Raw genomic sequence first — 18,128 nt, forward strand, 5'->3', positions numbered from 1 at the left:
TTAGAGAGATTTAATAGAAATAATAAAAATTAGAATCATATATAATTTATACTAATGAAAAGAGTTGTTATAATTTGCATCTTGCTGTTGGCAGTTTCGGGGCATTTATGGGCAATACCTCAAACAATGTATTTTCAGTTACCTTGTACAGGATCATGTTCTGCCGGTGATTATTCGAATATAAATTTAACGATACAGAGTACTCCTGTAATTACTAAAACGGCTTTTGGTGGGTCTTTTGATTTTTTTGATGCTGGTGGGTATTATTTTGCACAACTTGATTTAACGCATACTGACTATAATGCAGTATCATCAGGAACAACTATAGTATTATCTGTAGAATATGGAGGGGTTAAATATTCTGGTACTTATAAAGCTGGAAATTTAAATCCTGATGATGGGAGTGACTTTTATACAGGATCTTGGGCACTACAACCTGAAATTCCAGATCCAACAATAACGGTGACGGGGGCTACTTTGTGTCAAGGAGCAACAGATAAAACAGTGACTGCAACAGTTGCGAATGCACCCGCTGGATATACTATAGAATGGGGAAATGCTAATATAACGTCAGGAACTCCTGTTACAACAGGTAATATTGGAACGGGGCTTACTTCAGGTACTTATAATCTTACAGCTAAGTTGAAAAATGCTGATGGATCTTATGTAACAAATAAAAGTGGAGCGGTTGTTCAGGCAAATTATACTGTAAAAGTTAATGCCTTGCCGACAGTGACTATTACTCCAACAGAAGTCTGTGCTAATACAAAAACGACTTTGACTGCTAATCCGTCGGGAGCGACGTCGTATACATGGAGTGGTTTGGCTACTGGTACAGGTAGAACCAAGGATGTAACTTTAACAACGGGAGGAAATGTTACGGTAGAGGTAACAAAAGATGGGTGTACGAATAGGGCGACACAGGCTATTACGGTAAATCCACAACCTACAGTATCGATTACTCCTCCAGCCAAAACGGATTTTTGTGTGGGAGATAAATTGGACTTAACAGCGAGTGCATCAGGAGGAAGTGGTGCTCCTTATACTTATACATGGAATCCTGCAGGAGGAACAACGGCTACGAAAAATGCAACGATTGCCAATGGAACGAATACGTTTACAGTTCAGGTGAAAGATCAGAAGAACTGTGTAAGTAATGTATCAACAGCTGTAACAGTAACAGGTCATCAGGTAACGGCTGGGTTGACTGCAACAAATACAACTGTTTCCAATGGTGGTAGTACGACTTTAACTGCAACCCCTACGGGTATTGGTTATACTTATACTTGGACTCCTTCTTCTGTAACAGGAACAGGGGCTAGTGTTAGTACAGGAGCTTTAACAGCCACAGAAACTTATACCGTAGTGGTAACTGATAATAATGGATGTAAAGGTACAGCGACTACAACTGTAAAGGTTTCGGGCGGAGCATTGACAGCTAAGCCGGAAGATCAAGATGTTTGTTCGGGAAATTTGCCGATATCATTAGATGCTGCTGCAAGTGGTGGCTCTGGAACTTATACATATTTGTGGACTGCTCCAGCAGGTGTAAATTTATCATCTACGACGGCGGCTGCTCCGACAGTAGCAAATACGTCTGATCCTGGAACATATACAGTACATTTAAAAGTAACAGATACAGGTACTGGGGGTGTGGTTGAGAAAGATATAAATTTAGTGATTACAAAGACTCCGCAGTTGAGTGGTGAATTGGCTAATCCAGCATCTATTACGTCTGGAGAGTCTTCTCAGTTGAGTGTGATTGTAGATCCATCTACTACTCCATTAACTTGGTCTGGTGGTCCGCTTGTATCTTCGACAGGAGCGAGTGTGCAGACAGGAACGCTAAACAGTACAACAACTTATACTGTGGAAGCTAAGAATGGGAAATGTAGTGCTACGAAAAACGTGACGGTAAATGTCGAAGGAGTGCCTGGTGTTCCGACTTTGTCATGGGAGATTACTGAAAAAGTATGTCAATATCCGGGAGAAACGAGAACAATTACTTTAAAGGTTACAGGGGGCACAGCGGGGATGAAATATAGTTATGTATTATCTGCACCAGATGGTTCTGTTGCTATGACAGTAAATCAGGAAACAAACACATCATGGACATATATTGTGACTACGGATAAAAAAGGAATATATGAATTGTCTAAATTTGAGGCTTCTTTAGCTGGTGGAACTACAGTGACGGGGAATATTTCTCCTAGTCAGAATATTGATGCTGAATTCTATAAAGTGCCTTTGGTGTATGCTCATGGTGTAGTGCAGAATTCTACGTTGGAGCATTGTGAAGGGGATGAATTGATTTTATCAGGAAGTGGTGATGATGCTGAATATACGTGGAATAATGGAGTACAAAATGGTCAGCCTTTTATTCCGACAACATCGGGAATATATGAGGTAACCGGAACGAATGGATATGGATGTTCTGCAACCGATCAAGTGATGGTAAATGTAAATCCGAAACCGACGTTGAGTTTGTCAGTTCAAGGAACGGAAATATGTCCGGGAGAGTCTGTAATTTTAGATGCAACAGCAGACTTAGGAGCAGAGGTAACATGGAATAACGGAGTACAGAATGGAGTACCTTTTCAACCGGCCTTGACTGGGGTATACACGGCAACGGCAACAGCGAAAAACGGATGTACGGTGACAAAGGATACCATTGTGGTAGTGAAAGAAAAACCGGTAATTGTTCGTCATTCAAAGAATCCGCGAAATATAGCTATTGGAAAGGATGTTTATTTTGCTGTAACAGCAACAGGTTCGGGGCCTTTGACTTATGAGTGGTATCGTAAGGAAAATGGTGATTGGTCTCCATTAAGTGATAATAGTGTAAGTTTACCGACTATAAGCGGAACAACAACGGATTCGTTGGTTTTAAAGACGCTACCGGAAAGTTGGGATGGTTCTGAATTTAAAGTTGTGGTTGCGAATGATTGTGATACAACTTCCATGGTTTTTGAACTGGGGGTAAAAGAGTGTTTTGAGATTGAAATTGTGTTATTGATGCAGGAGGGGATTATAGAGGATACTGATCCTTCAAATAAAATAGATGGTTGGTATTGTCGGGGAAGGCAGATTGCTTTGCGGGCTGTGTTGAGTTCTCCTGAGGGCTATGAAATAGAAAATGCACACTATAGGTGGACGATTGACGGATTGGAATTACCGGAGGAGCATTTTGAGTTGGAAACGGATACTTGTGTATTAACATGGATTCCAGAGTTTCAGGAAGATGATATTGTTGTGAAGGTATGTGGTTATAGTGATGGTGCTTGTGAAGAGGTATGTGCACACTATTTGCGTTTGAAAGCTCGTGAATTTGAGGAGGTTTCATTGAATTTATTGACTTCTGTGGATCCAGAACATCGCTTCTGTCCGGGAGATACGGTTGATTTCTGGATTGCAGCGAAGAATGTAGGTGATTCTGCTCATGTTGATTGGTACAATGATGTATTTCATTTACCGATACAGACTTCTTCAAGAAATGAATTATTGAGTTATTCTGAGAGAAAGGTAACATTGGTAATGGGACAGGAAGATACATGGATGAGAGTAATAGTGACTCCTTCTAAAGAAGTTTGTACGGAATTGCCGGAATATGTAGATACTGTATTTTTAGGAAAGAAAGCATGGGTAACACCTAGTTTGGAGATTATTAATAACATAGAAGATACATTGGCTTGTAGAGGAGACCGGATATTATTTACTGCTGTTTATGAAAATGCAGGAACTAATCCAACATTTAATTGGCGTAAGGATGTGTGGGATTGGGGACATACTCAGTTTGTCGAAGCAACTTTGGACGACAAGGATATGTGGTTGAAGTGTTGGTTGATTCCGGGGAATGATGTATGCTATGATGGTAAAGTATTGGTAGATTCTATGGTAATTCGGGTATTGGAGAAACCAGCAGTGACGATTTTCTCTGATTTGAGAGATAAAGGACCTGGAGATGAAATTATTATTGAGTCGGAAGTTATAGGTATGCCTACAAATGCTCACTATACATGGTATTTGAATTATGATTATGTATTGAATGATAGTGATTATCCGGAGTATATTTCTGATAAATTAGCTCAAGGAGATGTGATTATATGTGGAGTGAAAGGAGAAAGAATCTGTACTTCAGAAGTTTTATCAAATGAATTAGTTATCAGTTTTGGTGACCAGGGTAGGGATACAATGATTACAATTTATCAAGGTGAAAGAATTCATAATTTGAATATGCGAAGAAAAGGTGATACTGATTCTAGAATTTTCCGAATCACAGCAGATGGTTATCCAAGATGGGGTGTTGGTTCGATGAATTTCAATGGATATTTTGATTATACACCAAATGCTGGATTTGTTGGATCGGATGTCGTGAAGTATGAAGTGGTTGATAAATTTGATCAAACGAAGATAGAAACGGGGTATATTTACATTAGTGTTTTGGATAGAAAGAGATTCTTTATACCTAATATTATCACACCGAATGGTGACGGATTGAATGATACATGGCAGTTGGATTTCTTAGCTGATTATCCGGAGCATTACATTCGGGTTTATAATCGGGATGGAATAGTGGTATTTGAAGCCAAGAATTATCAAAATGATTGGGATGGTACTGGAAAAGCAACTAGTGGATATGTTTCTCATTTTAATTTACCTAACGGGATCTATACTTATGTCATAGATTTAGGTAATAAAGAAATATTGAAAAATTGGTTGGAGATACGTCGCGATATGAATAGGGGAAAGTATAAATATTATTAGTAGTTACTTTTAACTTAAAAATTGAAGTGATTGGAGAATTTTGCTTTAAATTGCGCCTTTATAAAATAGTGGTATGAGATTTTTAATTACGGGAATATTAATATTAATAAGCATATTGGGCTTTTCGCAAAGTAGCGTGTTAAGATTTACGGATTATGGGCTAACCCAACCGTTAATAAATCCGGCATGTATGGGCGTGGAAGAGGGAATAAATGGTTTATTACTTTACAGGAGCCGTTTTGAGAAGTCAGATTATTGGCCTTCTACAGGTGCTTTTAATATAAATTCAATGATAAAAAATAAAAATTTAGGAGGGGGATTATCATTGATATTTGATAAGTATGGACCATATCAAAAGTTATTTGCTTACGTTGCAGGAAGTTATAAATTGAAAGTGAATGAAGGAAAATATCTTTTTTTCGGATTGCAGGCTGGATTAAATTATGTTTCCAATGCAGGAAATTATCAGATGGCGGACGAAGAAATTATTTTCTCGGATAATTATAGTCAGCCGAATTTTGGATTTGGTTTACACTTTCAAGCAGATAAGTATTATCTTGGTTTTGCAATTCCTGAATTCAAGTATAATACGATTGATGAACAGGGAAATAAAATCAATTCGATGATTTCGGACATGTTGCGTATGTTTTTATATGGAGGCTATCGTTTTAGTTTAAGTGAAAATGCGAAGTTGGAGCCTTACCTATATCTGACTTATTCCGGTCAGGAAAGCACTCAGCTTGATTTAGGTGCAAAATTGATTTATAGGGAGGGTTTTATTTTTGGTGTCCAGTATCGTACGGAACAAGCTTTCGCTGCAATGGCCAGGGTAAAGTTGATTGATGAGTTGTGGTTGGGATATTCATTTGAAGGAAATAGTTCGGATGTAGATAATAATTTCAATAGTGTACAGGAGATTTCTTTAACATTCAGTTTTGGAAAGAAAAAAGAGAAAAGTGCTCCAACACAAGAGAATTATGAAGATATAAATTCAATTCGATATTTTTAAATTTCATATAAACGAAATAGTTCATTTATGAAATTAGGGGTTATAATAATCGTATTGCTTTCGTGGGAATTTGTTGTAGGACAGAATAGAGCGGAGCGTTTATTTGAGAGAGGAGATTATTTGGGTGCATTAAAATTATATCAAAAGGAGTTAGAAAATCCATCTCAAGAGGGAAATACCAACCAAATAAGAGCTCGAATGGCTAATTGTTTTTTCCATTTGAATGATGTGGTTCGGGCAGGTCAAGTTTACAAATCGTTAAATCAAGACATTTTAGGGGGAGAGGATTTGTTGTATTATGCTATAACATTACAGCGTTCTGGCGAATATAATAAGGCATTGGATATAGCAGATCTTGCAGAAGGAGTGGGATGTGATGAAATTGCTTTAGAACGTCTAAAGGCATCTTGTGAATTTGCAAAAGAAGTTGCGAAAGAAAAGCCATTGTATACTGCTAATAAAACAAATGTGGATTTTGGTGGTTTTTCTTCAGGTGTCACTTATTATAAAGGCAAGGGTGTTATTCTTGCTGCACCGGGGACAGGGGAAGATGCAATGAAAGATACGAGAGGTTATAAATCGGTTCGTTTATATAACGCTATGTTTTCTGCAGATGGGAAGGGAGGGCGTTTAATGCCTTTTGCTGATGAGTTAGTTGATAAGTATCATATAGGAGCAGTAACGTTTACAAAGAATTTTGACCGTATATATTATTCAAAGACGATTTTGAAAAAAGACGGTACCAGTATTTTGAAATTGATGACGGCTGAAAATAGGAATGGAAAGTGGGAGAATAATAGAGAGTTGAGTATCAACTCGGAGGATTATTCTTGTGCACACCCTTGTCTATTTCGGGATTCATTGTTGTTTTTTGTATCAGATATGCCAGGGGGAAATGGAGGGAAAGATATTTATATGATGGAGATTGATGGAGAGGTATGTGGAGAAATTCAGAATTTAGGTGATGTTATTAATACCTCTGATGATGAATTGTTTCCTTTTATTGATGATAGTGGAAAATTATATTTTGCATCGAATGGTCATGTCGGTTTAGGTGGATTGGATGTATTTGTATCAGAAATGTTGGATGATGGAAGTTGGTCTGAACCGAAAAATATGGGACGTCCAGTGAATTCATCTATGGATGACTTTGCTTTAGTATTTAAAGATACAAAATGTAGTGAGGGATATGTATCAACGAATAGAGGGGGTACGGGATATAATGATTTTCTTTTTTCTTTGAAGTTGTTACCTAGTCGTAAAGTGGAACAACCGAAAGAAGAGAAAGTGGTAGTGCCGGAAAAGGAAATGTTTGCAGTTGATTATCGTTATGCTATTCAAGTAGGTGCTTTTCGTAATCCGGTACCTCGTGTATATTATGAAAATTTTCAGAATGTGAAAGTGTATTTGGGATATGATAATATATATCGTTATACGGTAGGAGAGTATCCTGATGAAGCTCTTGCTAATAGAGATTTGTCTGGAGTTAGAAAATATGTGGATGATGCTTTTGTGATGAATGTAGAACGCTATGTTGCAGAAAAAAAGATACAACATGACATTAGTGGAGATAAGATAAGTGATGATGAACTTTTGTTAATTCGGTTGAAAAAATTTGAAATACAGAAAAAGTTGGAATTGGCACGTAAGAGTCAGAAAGAAAAGGTTAAATTGCCAAATCGCAGGTATATTGACAAACCACGGGAATCAGAAATTAGATGGATGGAAAGTGGGTATACGGTTGTATTGATGCCTACCAATCAGGTATTGGATATGCAGGTATTTGAGGGTATTGATGATGTGGATATTTATGCAATGGCAGATGGTTCTTACATGTATTGCAGTGGAATGTATGCAGATAAAAATAGAGCGGAAGATAGTTTGCAAAACATAAGAAGGAAAGGTTTTAAAAATGCCTATGTATTAAATACAAATGATTATTCGACATCAGGACAGACGTCGTCGGGGACAAGGCCTATTGGTAGAAGAGAGGCACAAGTGCTAAAAGATTTGTTGGAAAGAAATTAATAAATTGTTTATTTATGGGGAGGTATAGATTTTTCTATACCTCCTTGTTGTTATAGAGAATAGGAAGAAATATTAATATAGTCGAAAATTGAACGGATTATGGACGGTTATTATAAAAAGTTGTATCTTTATAGCCGTTGTAAGTAGAAATTTGTTTATATTATAAAGTAATTATTTTTTATATGCACCGAATCCATAGTCTTAAAGAATTACATGTTTGGAAGGTTGCTCGGAATTTGGTAGAAGAGGTATATAATCAATCCGACAATATTAAAAATAGGCAGTTTTATTTATTACTTTTAAAGACTTCGGAAAGTGTTTTTTGCACTATAACAGAAGGATGCATTTTAAATACCTTGGAGCATTTTAAAAATTCGTTAGCAATTGCTGCTGTTTCGTGTAAGGAAGTTTGTGATTTATTATATACAGCTCGCTGTTGTAAGTATTTGGATGAAAAAGGTATTGGAAAAGTAATGTTGTGTTGTAAAGAGGTGTTGGTAGAAATAAGCATCATGAAGTGTAAAATTGGAGCAAGGATTCGGGAAGGAAATAATTAAAAGAGGAGGGAATATGAGACGTGTGGCTGTATATGGTAAGAATGTAAATAAAGAGTTTTATTCTTATTTAAAGACTTTATTAAATGAATTGGTGAAAAAGGGCGTGTGGCTGATGGGAGAGGAAGGGTTTGTTGATTTGTTAGAAAGGGAGTTTGATTGTCGGGATTTTTTTCAAGATACATTTTCCAAAAAATCTTTGAAATTTAAGGAAGTTGATTTATTGCTAAGTATTGGAGGGGATGGTACATTTTTGGATACATTATTGTATGTGGGAAATAGTGAAATACCTGTTTTAGGAATTAACAGTGGGCATTTAGGCTTTTTGGCAAATGTATCAGTTTCTGAGATTAATTTGGCAGTTGATTATATTTGTTCAGGTCATTATGAGATAGAACAAAGAAGTTTAGTAAGGTTACAAGTAGAGGGAAGTGGCTTCTTGGGATTTGATTATGGCTTAAACGAAGTAAGTATACAAAAAACAGAGCATTCATCTTTGTTAAGGATTCATGCTTATGTGGATGATATTTATTTAACAACCTATTGGGCAGATGGTTTAATTATAGCTACTCCTACGGGCTCAACAGCTTATTCTTTAAGTGGGGGAGGTCCTATAATCAGTCCTGAATGTCGAGCTATAGTATTGACTCCTGTTTGTCCTCATAATTTGAGTATGAGAAGTCTGGTTATTCCTGATACGGCGGTACTGCGCTTGGAAGTTGAGGGCAGGAGTGGAGAGTTCCTTTTAAGTTTAGATTCAAGAACTGAAAGAGTGAAAGATAATTGTAGCATAAGAGTGATTGCAGGGGATTTTAGAATGAATATTATAAAATTTCCTGGGCATAACTATTATGAAACTTTACGGAATAAGTTAGGATGGGGTGAGGATAAAAGGAATGAAAAGGACCGTAAGTTATGTTTATCTTAAAATATTGCAATTCGGGGTGGTTTCGTGGAATACACAGTCTTGTGTATTATAGATTATTTACATCTATTATTCGTTTTTTCATAATTCACTTTTTATTATTCCTATTATTGTTCTTACCTTTGAGTAGTTTTTGTCAACCAGGGGCAGAAATCGGTATAATTGGAGGTGGTGGATATTATATGGGAGAATATAATCCGTCAACTCATTTTAAAGGAATGAATGGATATATTGGTGGTTTATACCGATATAATTTGAATGATCGTTTTGCAATTCGGTTGCAATATGGTTCTTCGAAAATTAGGGTAAAATCGGGGAATGAGCCGGGAGAAGAAGTCTTTCCGATGGAATTGAAAACATCTGTTACTGATATTTGTGGATTAGTAGAGTTTAATTTTCGAAGCTTTTTGGTTCCTAAGACAGACAAATCTTCTTTATGGTCACCTTATATTTATGTGGGAGCAGGACTTCTTAGTGCTAATGATGAAGGAGGAATATCAATTCCTTTTGGGGTAGGAGTAAAATTTAATTTATATGGAAATTTGTCTTGTGGAATAGAATGGGGATGCAGAAAATTGTTTACGGATAAAATAGATGGTATAGAAGATCCCTGGGAAACTGGTGAGACGAATTTTATTTATAATAAAGATAGTTTTTTTGTATCAGGATTGACATTGACATATAGGTTCCCGCTTAATATAGAATGTCGGGGATATAAATAATATATAGCTATGGGGGCACAGGAAGAATTAAAAAAAATGTCAGGGCGATTACCTCGACATATTGCCGTAATTATGGATGGGAATGGACGTTGGGCTCAAAAGAGAGGATTGGAAAGAGTAGTTGGGCATAAAAAAGGAGTTGATGCAGTGAAACGAATAGTGGAAGCGGGTGGAGAATTGGGGTTGGAGTATTTGACATTGTATACTTTTTCAATAGAGAATTGGACTCGTCCTAAAGAAGAGATTAATGCATTAATGGAGCTGATGGTAAATGCAATTGTTCGGGAAACGGCAGCATTGATGGATCAGCAAGTTAAAGTTTTAGTAATTGGAAATATAGTTGATTTGCCCGAAAATGTTAAGTGTAAGCTAAAAGAGTTGGTTACAAAAACAGCTAATAATAAAGGTTTGAAACTTGTGTTGGCTTTAAGTTATGGAGCTCGTTGGGAAATCATAGAGGCGGCGAAAAGAATTGCTCAAAAATATAAAGAGGGTATCATTAAAGAAATCGAGAACGTAAATGAGGGGGTGTTTGCAGAACATTTAACAACTGCGGGAATTCCTGATCCGGATTTATTGATTAGAACTAGCGGAGAATGTCGGTTGAGTAATTTCTTGTTGTGGCAATGCGCTTATACGGAATTTTATTTTATTGATAAATTTTGGCCTGATTTTGAAAAAGATGATTTATATTTGGCAATTCATAGTTTTTTGAAACGCGAACGACGTTTTGGGAAAACGGGGGAACAAGTAGGGAAAGATAAAAAATAAGATTCTTTTCAATATTCAATTTGTGAACAATGGTAAGAAGAGTAATTCTTTTTTTGATATGTACGTTTTTTTATTTTTATGGACTGGCTCAGGACACGTTAGTTCAGCCAGAAATATATTATTCTTCACCTAAAACTTATAGAATTGCAGGGATAGAGGTCGTTGGTGTTGCAGATCATTATGATTCGGAAACGTTGATTCAATTGTCAGGGATGTCCATTGGAAGTGAGATAAAAATTCCGGGAGATATTCCTACTCGTGCAATTAAAAGATTATATTCCAATGGTTTATTTTCTGATGTAAATATTTCTGTTGATCGCATCGTTGGTAATGATATTTATCTGATTTTGTATTTACAGGAACGTCAAAAATTATCTCAAATTAATTATATTGGATTGAAAAAATCTGAAGAAAAGAAAATTAGAGAAAAGATTAATCCCTTACCCGGTACCCAGGTAACAGATAATATGATTGCTAATTTGAAGCATATCATGGAGAAACATTTTAAAGAGAAAGGGTATTATAATATTACGATTAAGGTATTACAGAAGGATGATCCGGAAAAGGATAATTTTGTCCAATTGGACGTTATGGTAGAACGAAATAGTAAAATAAAAATTAAGGATATTATTATTACAGGAAATAAGGAAGTGAAGTCTGCTAAATTAGAGCGGGCAATGAAGAAAACCAAAGATAAGTCGTTGCGTAATTTCTTTAAATCTTCCAAATATATTGAGAGTAGTTACGAAGATGATAAATATAATTTGTTAGATAAATATAATGAAAAGGGATTTCGTGATGCGATGATTATTGCAGATAGCGTAGTTCAGGTTTCTCCTAATCGTGTGAAGATTTATATTGATGTAGAAGAAGGGAATAAGTATTATTTTAATAATATAACGTGGGTAGGAAATACGATTTATGATTCGGATTATTTATCTCGGGTATTGAATATTAATAAAGGGGATGTATATAATAAAAAATATTTTGAGGAACGCCTTCGTACAGATGAGAATACTGCAGTAGACAAGTTATATGTAAATAATGGCTATTTGTTTTTTCGAGCTGTGCCGGTCGAGACAGTTGTGGGGGCAGATTCTATTAATGTGGAAATTCGTATAATGGAAGGGCCGCAGGCAACAATTAATCGTGTTGTTATTCGTGGTAATAATCGTACGCATGAGCATGTTGCTCGTCGGGAGTTATATGTTTATCCGGGAGAATTGTTTAGTCGGGAGGATATTGTACGAAGCATTCGGGAATTAGCAAATTTAGGACATTTCGATCCGGAACATATTTTGCCGGAACCTAAACCAGATGCAGAAAATGGTACGGTAGATATTTATTTTGATGTAGAGGAGAAAGCTAACGACAAGATTGAATTGTCCGGAGGATGGGGAGCAGGAATGATTATTGGGTCAGTCGGTTTAACTTTTACGAATTTTTCCATTCGAAATATTTTTAATTGGGAATCTTATAGGCCCTTACCTCAAGGGGATGGACAAACATTAAGTTTGAAAGCACAAACAAACGGGAAATATTATACTTCTTTTAGTGTCTCCTTTCGCGAACCTTGGCTAGGGGGTAAAAAACCTAATTCTTTGAGTATTTCTGCATACTATTCCAGACAGACTGGTTACTCTTCTAACTATTATAATCATTCTTATTACGTGAATAATAGTCGTGACATGTATAATACCAATCAGTTGATGACAACTTTTGGGGTTAGTGTCGGATTAGGACGTAGAATAAAATGGCCGGATGATTACTTTACAATGTATAATGAAATTTCTTATCAACGTTATCAATTAAAGAATTGGCCGTATTATATTATGAGTAACGGTAATTCCAATAACCTATCGTTTTCTACACAGTTGAAAAGGAGCTCTATAGATAATCCTCTTTATACTCGTAAAGGAAGTGACTTTACGATGTCACTTGCCTTTACTCTTCCTTATTCTTGGTTTGATGGTAGGGATTATGGAAAATCAAATATGAAAGATAAAGTAAAATATAGGTGGATAGAGTATCACAAATGGAAGTTTGTGGGAAAAATGTTTATGCCTTTAGATCGTCGGGAAAAATTAGTATTGTATGGAGGTGTGCAATATGGTTATCTGGGATATTATAATAAACATAAACGTTCTCCGTTTGAAGGTTTTGAAATGGGGGGAGATGGAATGTCGGGCTATAGTCTGTACGGACGTGAATATATTGGTTTGAGAGGATATCAAAATGGATCTTTGACAAATGCAGGTTCAAGTTTTATTGCACCTGATGCTGCAGATGCCAGTGTATATACAAAATGGACAATGGAGGTGCGCTATCCTATATCTTTAGCGCAATCGGCAACAATTTATGCTTTGGCATTTTTAGAAGCAGGTAATTCTTGGTACGAATTAAGCGAATTTGAACCCTTTAATCTTTATAGATCTGCAGGCGTGGGGTTGCGTGTCTTTTTGCCTATGTTTGGATTATTGGGAATAGATTGGGGGTATGGATTTGATGACATACCTAATAGACCGGGCGCTTCCGGTTCTCAGTTCCATTTTGTGTTAGGTCAGGAGTTTTAGTTGTGTTTGAAGTGATGAAAAGAGCAATATTTTTTTTAATTTTGTATTGTAATATTGGATTTGCATGGGCTCAGACTCGTTACGCATTTGTAAATCTTGATTATATATTGGTTAATATACCAGATTACACAAAAGCGCAATTAGAACTGGATGAATACTCAAAAAAATTACAGGTGGAGATAGATGCCGTATATCGGGATATTGATGAGATGCGGAGTAAATACCAGACAGACAAAGTATTTCTGACAGCTTCAATGCAAGAACAGCGGGAAAAAGCCATTGCAGAAAAAGAAAATAAAGCTCGGATATTGCAGCAGGAATATTTTGGTCCTCGGGGGGAATTATTTATAAAACGGGAAGAGTTGGTAAAGCCTATTCAGGATGAAATATTGGAAGCAATAAAAGATTTGGCTAAAGAGGGAAATTATGGCGTAATATTAGATGTTTCTGCTGATCATTCAGTGCTTTTTTATGATCCGAAATTGGATAAAAGTAAGACCATTTTAAGAAAATTAGGTTATTCTACGACAAAGAGTGAGGAATAAATTATTAATATTAGAATAAATAAAAATTGAAAACGATGAAGAATATGATGAAATGTTTGACTGTTGTTGTCTTGGGATTAATGACAATGAGTTTGTCCGCACAACAGCCTGTAAAATTGGGACATATTGAAAGTGATAAATTGATTTCTGCCATGCCGGAAATGGCTGAAGCTAGAAAGAAATTGGAAGCAAAGCAAAATGAAATACAAACAGAAAGCCAGAATTTGAGAGAACAATACCAGAATAAGGCTGCTGACTATGCTAAAAATGTAAATACTTTCTCTGATGTAATTCGGGTTTCTAAAGAGCAGGAAATTCAGGATTTGGGACAGCGTATTCAACGTTTTGAGGAAACGGCAATGAACGATTTGAATAAAACGAGGGATGATTTATTGCATCCGATTTATGAAAAAGCAACAAATGCGATAAAAGAAGTAGGAAAAGAGAATGGATTTACTTATATCTTTGATTTGAACTCTGGAGGAATTGTATATGTTTCAGATAATTCTGAGGATGTATTGCCTTTAGTAAAAAAGAAATTAGGTCTTCAATAAAGTAATGTCTGTAAAATAAGGAATGAGCCGCCTCCTTGGCGGCTTATTTTTTTCAGACTTGCAAATAAATAATTGATAGGGAATAATATTATGGAGGGAAAAAGTCCTATAGGAGTTTTTGATTCAGGATATGGAGGATTAAGTATATTAAAAGAGATAGTCCGCTTGTTACCCGAATATGATTACTTGTATTTAGGAGATAATGCGCGTACTCCTTATGGAACGCGTTCTTTTGACGTTGTTTATCAATATACGAAAGAAGCCGTAAAGAAATTATTTGATTTAGGATGTCCTTTGGTGATTTTGGCTTGTAATACCGCTTCTGCAAAAGCTTTACGTACAATACAGCAGATTGATTTACCTCATATTGATTCATTAAAACGCGTGTTAGGTGTTATTCGTCCGAGTGTGGAAGCTTTGCCTAATTATTCTCGTAATGGACATGTTGGAATATTGGCAACAAGAGGAACGGTTGCTTCAGAATCTTATCCGCTCGAAGCAGAAAAACTGTACGGTGTTGGAACTTTTCATATTACACAAAAAGCGTGCCCTATGTGGGTGCCATTGGTGGAAAACAATGAATTAATAGGTGAGGGGACAGAGTTCTTCGTAAGAAAATACATAGAGGAATTGTTTGCGACAGATCCGTTGATTGATACTGTTGTATTAGGGTGCACTCATTATCCTTTATTATTGAATTTGATTTTACGTCATGTCCCACAAGGGGTGAAAGTAATTGAACAGGGCTATATTGTAGCGAATCGTTTGGAAGATTATTTAATACGTCATCCGGAAATGGAGAAAAAATTATCCAAGAACGGTTCAATTTGTTATTTGACGACGGAAAGTCCGGAGCTTTTTAATCCGATGGCAAGTATGTTTATGGGAGGAGCAATAGAAGCGGAACATATTTGTATATAAAGAGAATATATTTAAATTACTTTTCATATATTTGAAAAGTATTAATGATTCCGATACGACATGGGTGAGCAAGAATTGATAAAAGAGGCTTTTGAAGAACTTCTTACAGTTCTGCGTAAAGATACGACGGAGGAGGAAAAGCAGAGAATTAGGCAGGCATTTGAGTTTGCTAATGAAGCTCATAAGGGGATAAAGCGCAGATCGGGCGAGCCTTATATATTACATCCGATAGCAGTAGCGCGGATTGCAGCAAAAGAAATTGGGTTGGGTACAAAATCTGTGATTGCGGCATTACTGCATGATGTGGTGGAGGATACAGACTATACACTTGAAGAAATTGGTGAAATTTTCGGTGCTAAAATAGCTTCATTGGTGGATGGATTGACCAAAATCCGGGAAATAATGGGGGGAGATACGAGCTTGCAGGCAGAAAGTTTTCGTAAAATGATTTTGACCCTGGCAGATGATGTAAGGGTGATATTGATTAAAATAGCTGATCGTCTCCATAATATGCGGACATTGGCATCAATGCCGGAGCATAAACAGGTAAAAATAGCCAGTGAAACATTATATATTTTTGCTCCATTGGCTCATCGGATGGGATTGCATGCGATTAAAACGGAATTGGAGGACTTGAGTTTAAAATATGAACATCCGGAAGAGTATAAAGTAATTGCGCAAAAAATAGAGGCTTATCATAGAGAATATACAGGCTTATTTGATAAATTCATAGCGCCCATTCGGGAGAGTCTGGATAAAAATGGATATGAATATACGATTACGGCTCGTACGAAAAGTGTGTATTCGGTATGGTACAAAATGCAAAGACGTAATATTAGTTTTGATGAAATTTACGATTTGCTGGCAGTAAGAATTGTATTTAAACCTACGCCCTCTCAGCCGGAAAAATGGCAATGTTGGAACATCTATTCATTGATAACAGATCTTTATAGTCCGAATCCGGAACGGCTTAGAGATTGGGTGAGTGTACCGAAAGCAAATGGGTATGAAGCGCTGCACCTGACTGTAATGGGACCTTCCGGACAGTGGTTTGAAGTACAAATCCGTTCGGAAAGAATGGATGAAATTGCTGAAAAAGGATTAGCGGCACATTGGAAGTATAAAGCGGAGAATGGAGAGGGAAACTCAGAATTGGATAACTGGTTGGCAGGCATAAAAGAATTGTTGGAACAACCGAATTCCAATGCACTGGCTTTTCTTGATGAATTTAAACTCAACTTATATGCCAAAGAAATTCGGGTATTTACCCCCCGGGGGCACATGAAGACCTTACCTAAAGGAGCAACGGCTTTGGACTTTGCTTATGACATTCATACGGAGATTGGGAATACTTGTATTGGAGCAAAAGTAAATCATAAGCTGGTGGCGATGAGTCATAAACTGCAGAGCGGTGATCAAGTGGAGATATTAACAAGCGAGAAGCAGCATCCGCAGGAAGAATGGTTTGATTTTGTCATAACAGCTAAAGCACGAAGTCACATAGATGATTATTTCAAAAAGAACAGGCGGGAAGCAATAAAAAGAGGAGAGAGAATTTTTGAGAAAATTGTCAAAGATTTGAAACTTTCCTTGACAGCAGAGTTGATGAGGAAAATTCTGACAGCGTTAAAATTGCAGAATAAAGAGGAATTGTATTTGAAATTGTGTTTGGGTACGATTACTCAAGAGGAATTGGCAAAGGAGTTGAAAAAAAGAATGGAAAACTGGTTTGCTAAATATTGGAGATTGCAATTTTTCAAAAATGAACGGGAGGAACGTGAAAAAGAAGAATACAAAGATGAGGAAAATGCAGATGTAGTTATATCTTCTTGTTGTAATCCGATACCCGGAGATGACGTAGTAGGAATGGATATAGAAGGAAAAGTGCAGATTCATAAAAGAAAATGTCCGGAAGCTATTCGCTTGCTGGCAAGTTATGGGAATAAAATTGTACCGATAGCGTGGGAAAATTATCATATCACATCATTTGTTGCAGTTATTTTAGTTCGGGGAATAGATAGGATGGGAGTTGTAAATGAAATTACGAAAATTATATCCGGAGAAGTAGGAATAAACATGAAAATGATTCATTTTGAAACAAAAGATGGTATTTTTGAAGGAGTAATTCAGTTATGTGTGCATAATACGAGAGATGTAAATTCTTTGATTACAAAAATTTCAGGAGTGAAAGGAGTAGAGAATACAATGAGAGGCTAAATTTTAATATACTTGTTTTATGGATAAGGTAAAAAATATTGTAAAACAGAATTTTACTGCTTATTTAGAGCAGAAAGGTTATCGAAAGACACCGGAACGTTATGCTATTTTAGAGGAAATATATGCTCATCCGGGACATTTTAGTGTAGAAACTCTTTTTCAAAAAATGAGCGATAAAAATTATCGGGTGAGTAAAGCTACGTTATATAATACCTTGGAATTGTTGTTGGAGTGTGAGTTGGTGGTGAAGCATACATACAAAAATGAAATGGCGCATTATGAACGGGCGGAGAATAAGCATCACGAACATTTGATTTGTACGTTATGCAATCGGGTTGAAGAATTTGCGGATGACCGTTTGGAAGAAGTCTTAAAAACAGTAGGGGAGAAGTACAATTTTGAAATACACCAGAATATGTGGTATGTATATGGGATATGTAAAAACTGCAAACTAAAAATGAAGAAGAAAACTGAAAATTCTTTATAAATATATTACCTTTGCATGTTTGCGTTTGCAAATTATTGAATATGCCGATTGTTTGATT

At 36.3% G+C, this 18,128-nt stretch carries 13 protein-coding genes; all 13 read left to right on the top strand.

Going from position 1 to position 18,128, the window contains the following annotated elements; genetic code table 11:
• The first annotated feature begins 54 nt into the window (after positions 1 to 54).
• The 13 genes from NFR61_RS08760 (at position 55) to NFR61_RS08820 (ending at position 18,070) form a co-directional block, all read left to right on the top strand.
• A complete protein-coding gene (locus NFR61_RS08760) occupies positions 55 to 4,764 on the top strand; it encodes a T9SS type B sorting domain-containing protein (RefSeq protein WP_251623154.1) in 4,710 nt (1,569 codons plus the stop codon).
• A gap of 73 nt (positions 4,765 to 4,837) precedes the next feature.
• Positions 4,838 to 5,773 (top strand): PorP/SprF family type IX secretion system membrane protein, encoded by a 936-nt coding sequence (locus tag NFR61_RS08765; RefSeq protein ID WP_251623162.1) that lies wholly within the window; start codon positions 4,838 to 4,840, stop codon positions 5,771 to 5,773.
• A 27-nt stretch (positions 5,774 to 5,800) separates the two neighbouring features.
• Positions 5,801 to 7,801 (top strand): tetratricopeptide repeat protein, encoded by a 2,001-nt coding sequence (locus NFR61_RS08770; protein ID WP_251623165.1) that lies wholly within the window; start codon positions 5,801 to 5,803, stop codon positions 7,799 to 7,801.
• Positions 7,802 to 7,983: 182 nt separating this feature from the next.
• On the top strand, positions 7,984 to 8,358 hold the full coding sequence (locus NFR61_RS08775) for a four helix bundle protein (RefSeq protein ID WP_277613067.1): 375 nt from the start codon (positions 7,984 to 7,986) through the stop codon (positions 8,356 to 8,358).
• A gap of 13 nt (positions 8,359 to 8,371) precedes the next feature.
• Positions 8,372 to 9,283: an NAD kinase gene (locus tag NFR61_RS08780; protein WP_251623169.1), complete on the top strand. Its 912-nt coding sequence runs from the start codon at positions 8,372 to 8,374 to the stop codon at positions 9,281 to 9,283.
• 41 nt (positions 9,284 to 9,324) lie between these two features.
• Positions 9,325 to 10,002 carry a type IX secretion system protein PorG gene (gene porG / locus NFR61_RS08785; RefSeq protein WP_251623171.1) on the top strand — a complete coding sequence of 226 codons (678 nt, stop codon included), beginning with the start codon at positions 9,325 to 9,327 and terminating at the stop codon, positions 10,000 to 10,002.
• 9 nt (positions 10,003 to 10,011) lie between these two features.
• Positions 10,012 to 10,773: an isoprenyl transferase gene (locus tag NFR61_RS08790; RefSeq protein ID WP_251623173.1), complete on the top strand. Its 762-nt coding sequence runs from the start codon at positions 10,012 to 10,014 to the stop codon at positions 10,771 to 10,773.
• A gap of 29 nt (positions 10,774 to 10,802) precedes the next feature.
• Positions 10,803 to 13,346 (top strand): BamA/OMP85 family outer membrane protein, encoded by a 2,544-nt coding sequence (locus NFR61_RS08795; RefSeq protein ID WP_251623175.1) that lies wholly within the window; start codon positions 10,803 to 10,805, stop codon positions 13,344 to 13,346.
• Between the two features lie 14 nt (positions 13,347 to 13,360).
• Positions 13,361 to 13,891, top strand: a complete 531-nt coding sequence (locus NFR61_RS08800) for an OmpH/Skp family outer membrane protein (RefSeq protein WP_251623177.1) — start codon at positions 13,361 to 13,363, stop codon at positions 13,889 to 13,891.
• 35 nt (positions 13,892 to 13,926) lie between these two features.
• Entirely contained in the window at positions 13,927 to 14,445 is a 519-nt protein-coding gene (locus NFR61_RS08805; RefSeq protein ID WP_251623179.1) for an OmpH/Skp family outer membrane protein, read from the top strand.
• Between the two features lie 90 nt (positions 14,446 to 14,535).
• Positions 14,536 to 15,366 (top strand): glutamate racemase, encoded by an 831-nt coding sequence (murI, locus tag NFR61_RS08810; RefSeq protein WP_251623181.1) that lies wholly within the window; start codon positions 14,536 to 14,538, stop codon positions 15,364 to 15,366.
• 60 nt (positions 15,367 to 15,426) lie between these two features.
• On the top strand, positions 15,427 to 17,583 hold the full coding sequence (locus tag NFR61_RS08815; protein WP_251623183.1) for a RelA/SpoT family protein: 2,157 nt from the start codon (positions 15,427 to 15,429) through the stop codon (positions 17,581 to 17,583).
• Between the two features lie 19 nt (positions 17,584 to 17,602).
• Positions 17,603 to 18,070, top strand: a complete 468-nt coding sequence (locus NFR61_RS08820) for a Fur family transcriptional regulator (RefSeq protein ID WP_251623185.1) — start codon at positions 17,603 to 17,605, stop codon at positions 18,068 to 18,070.
• Positions 18,071 to 18,128 lie beyond the last annotated feature (58 nt).

This window comes from Odoribacter lunatus, from assembly GCF_943193135.1.
Taxonomy (GTDB): domain Bacteria; phylum Bacteroidota; class Bacteroidia; order Bacteroidales; family Marinifilaceae; genus Culturomica; species Culturomica lunata.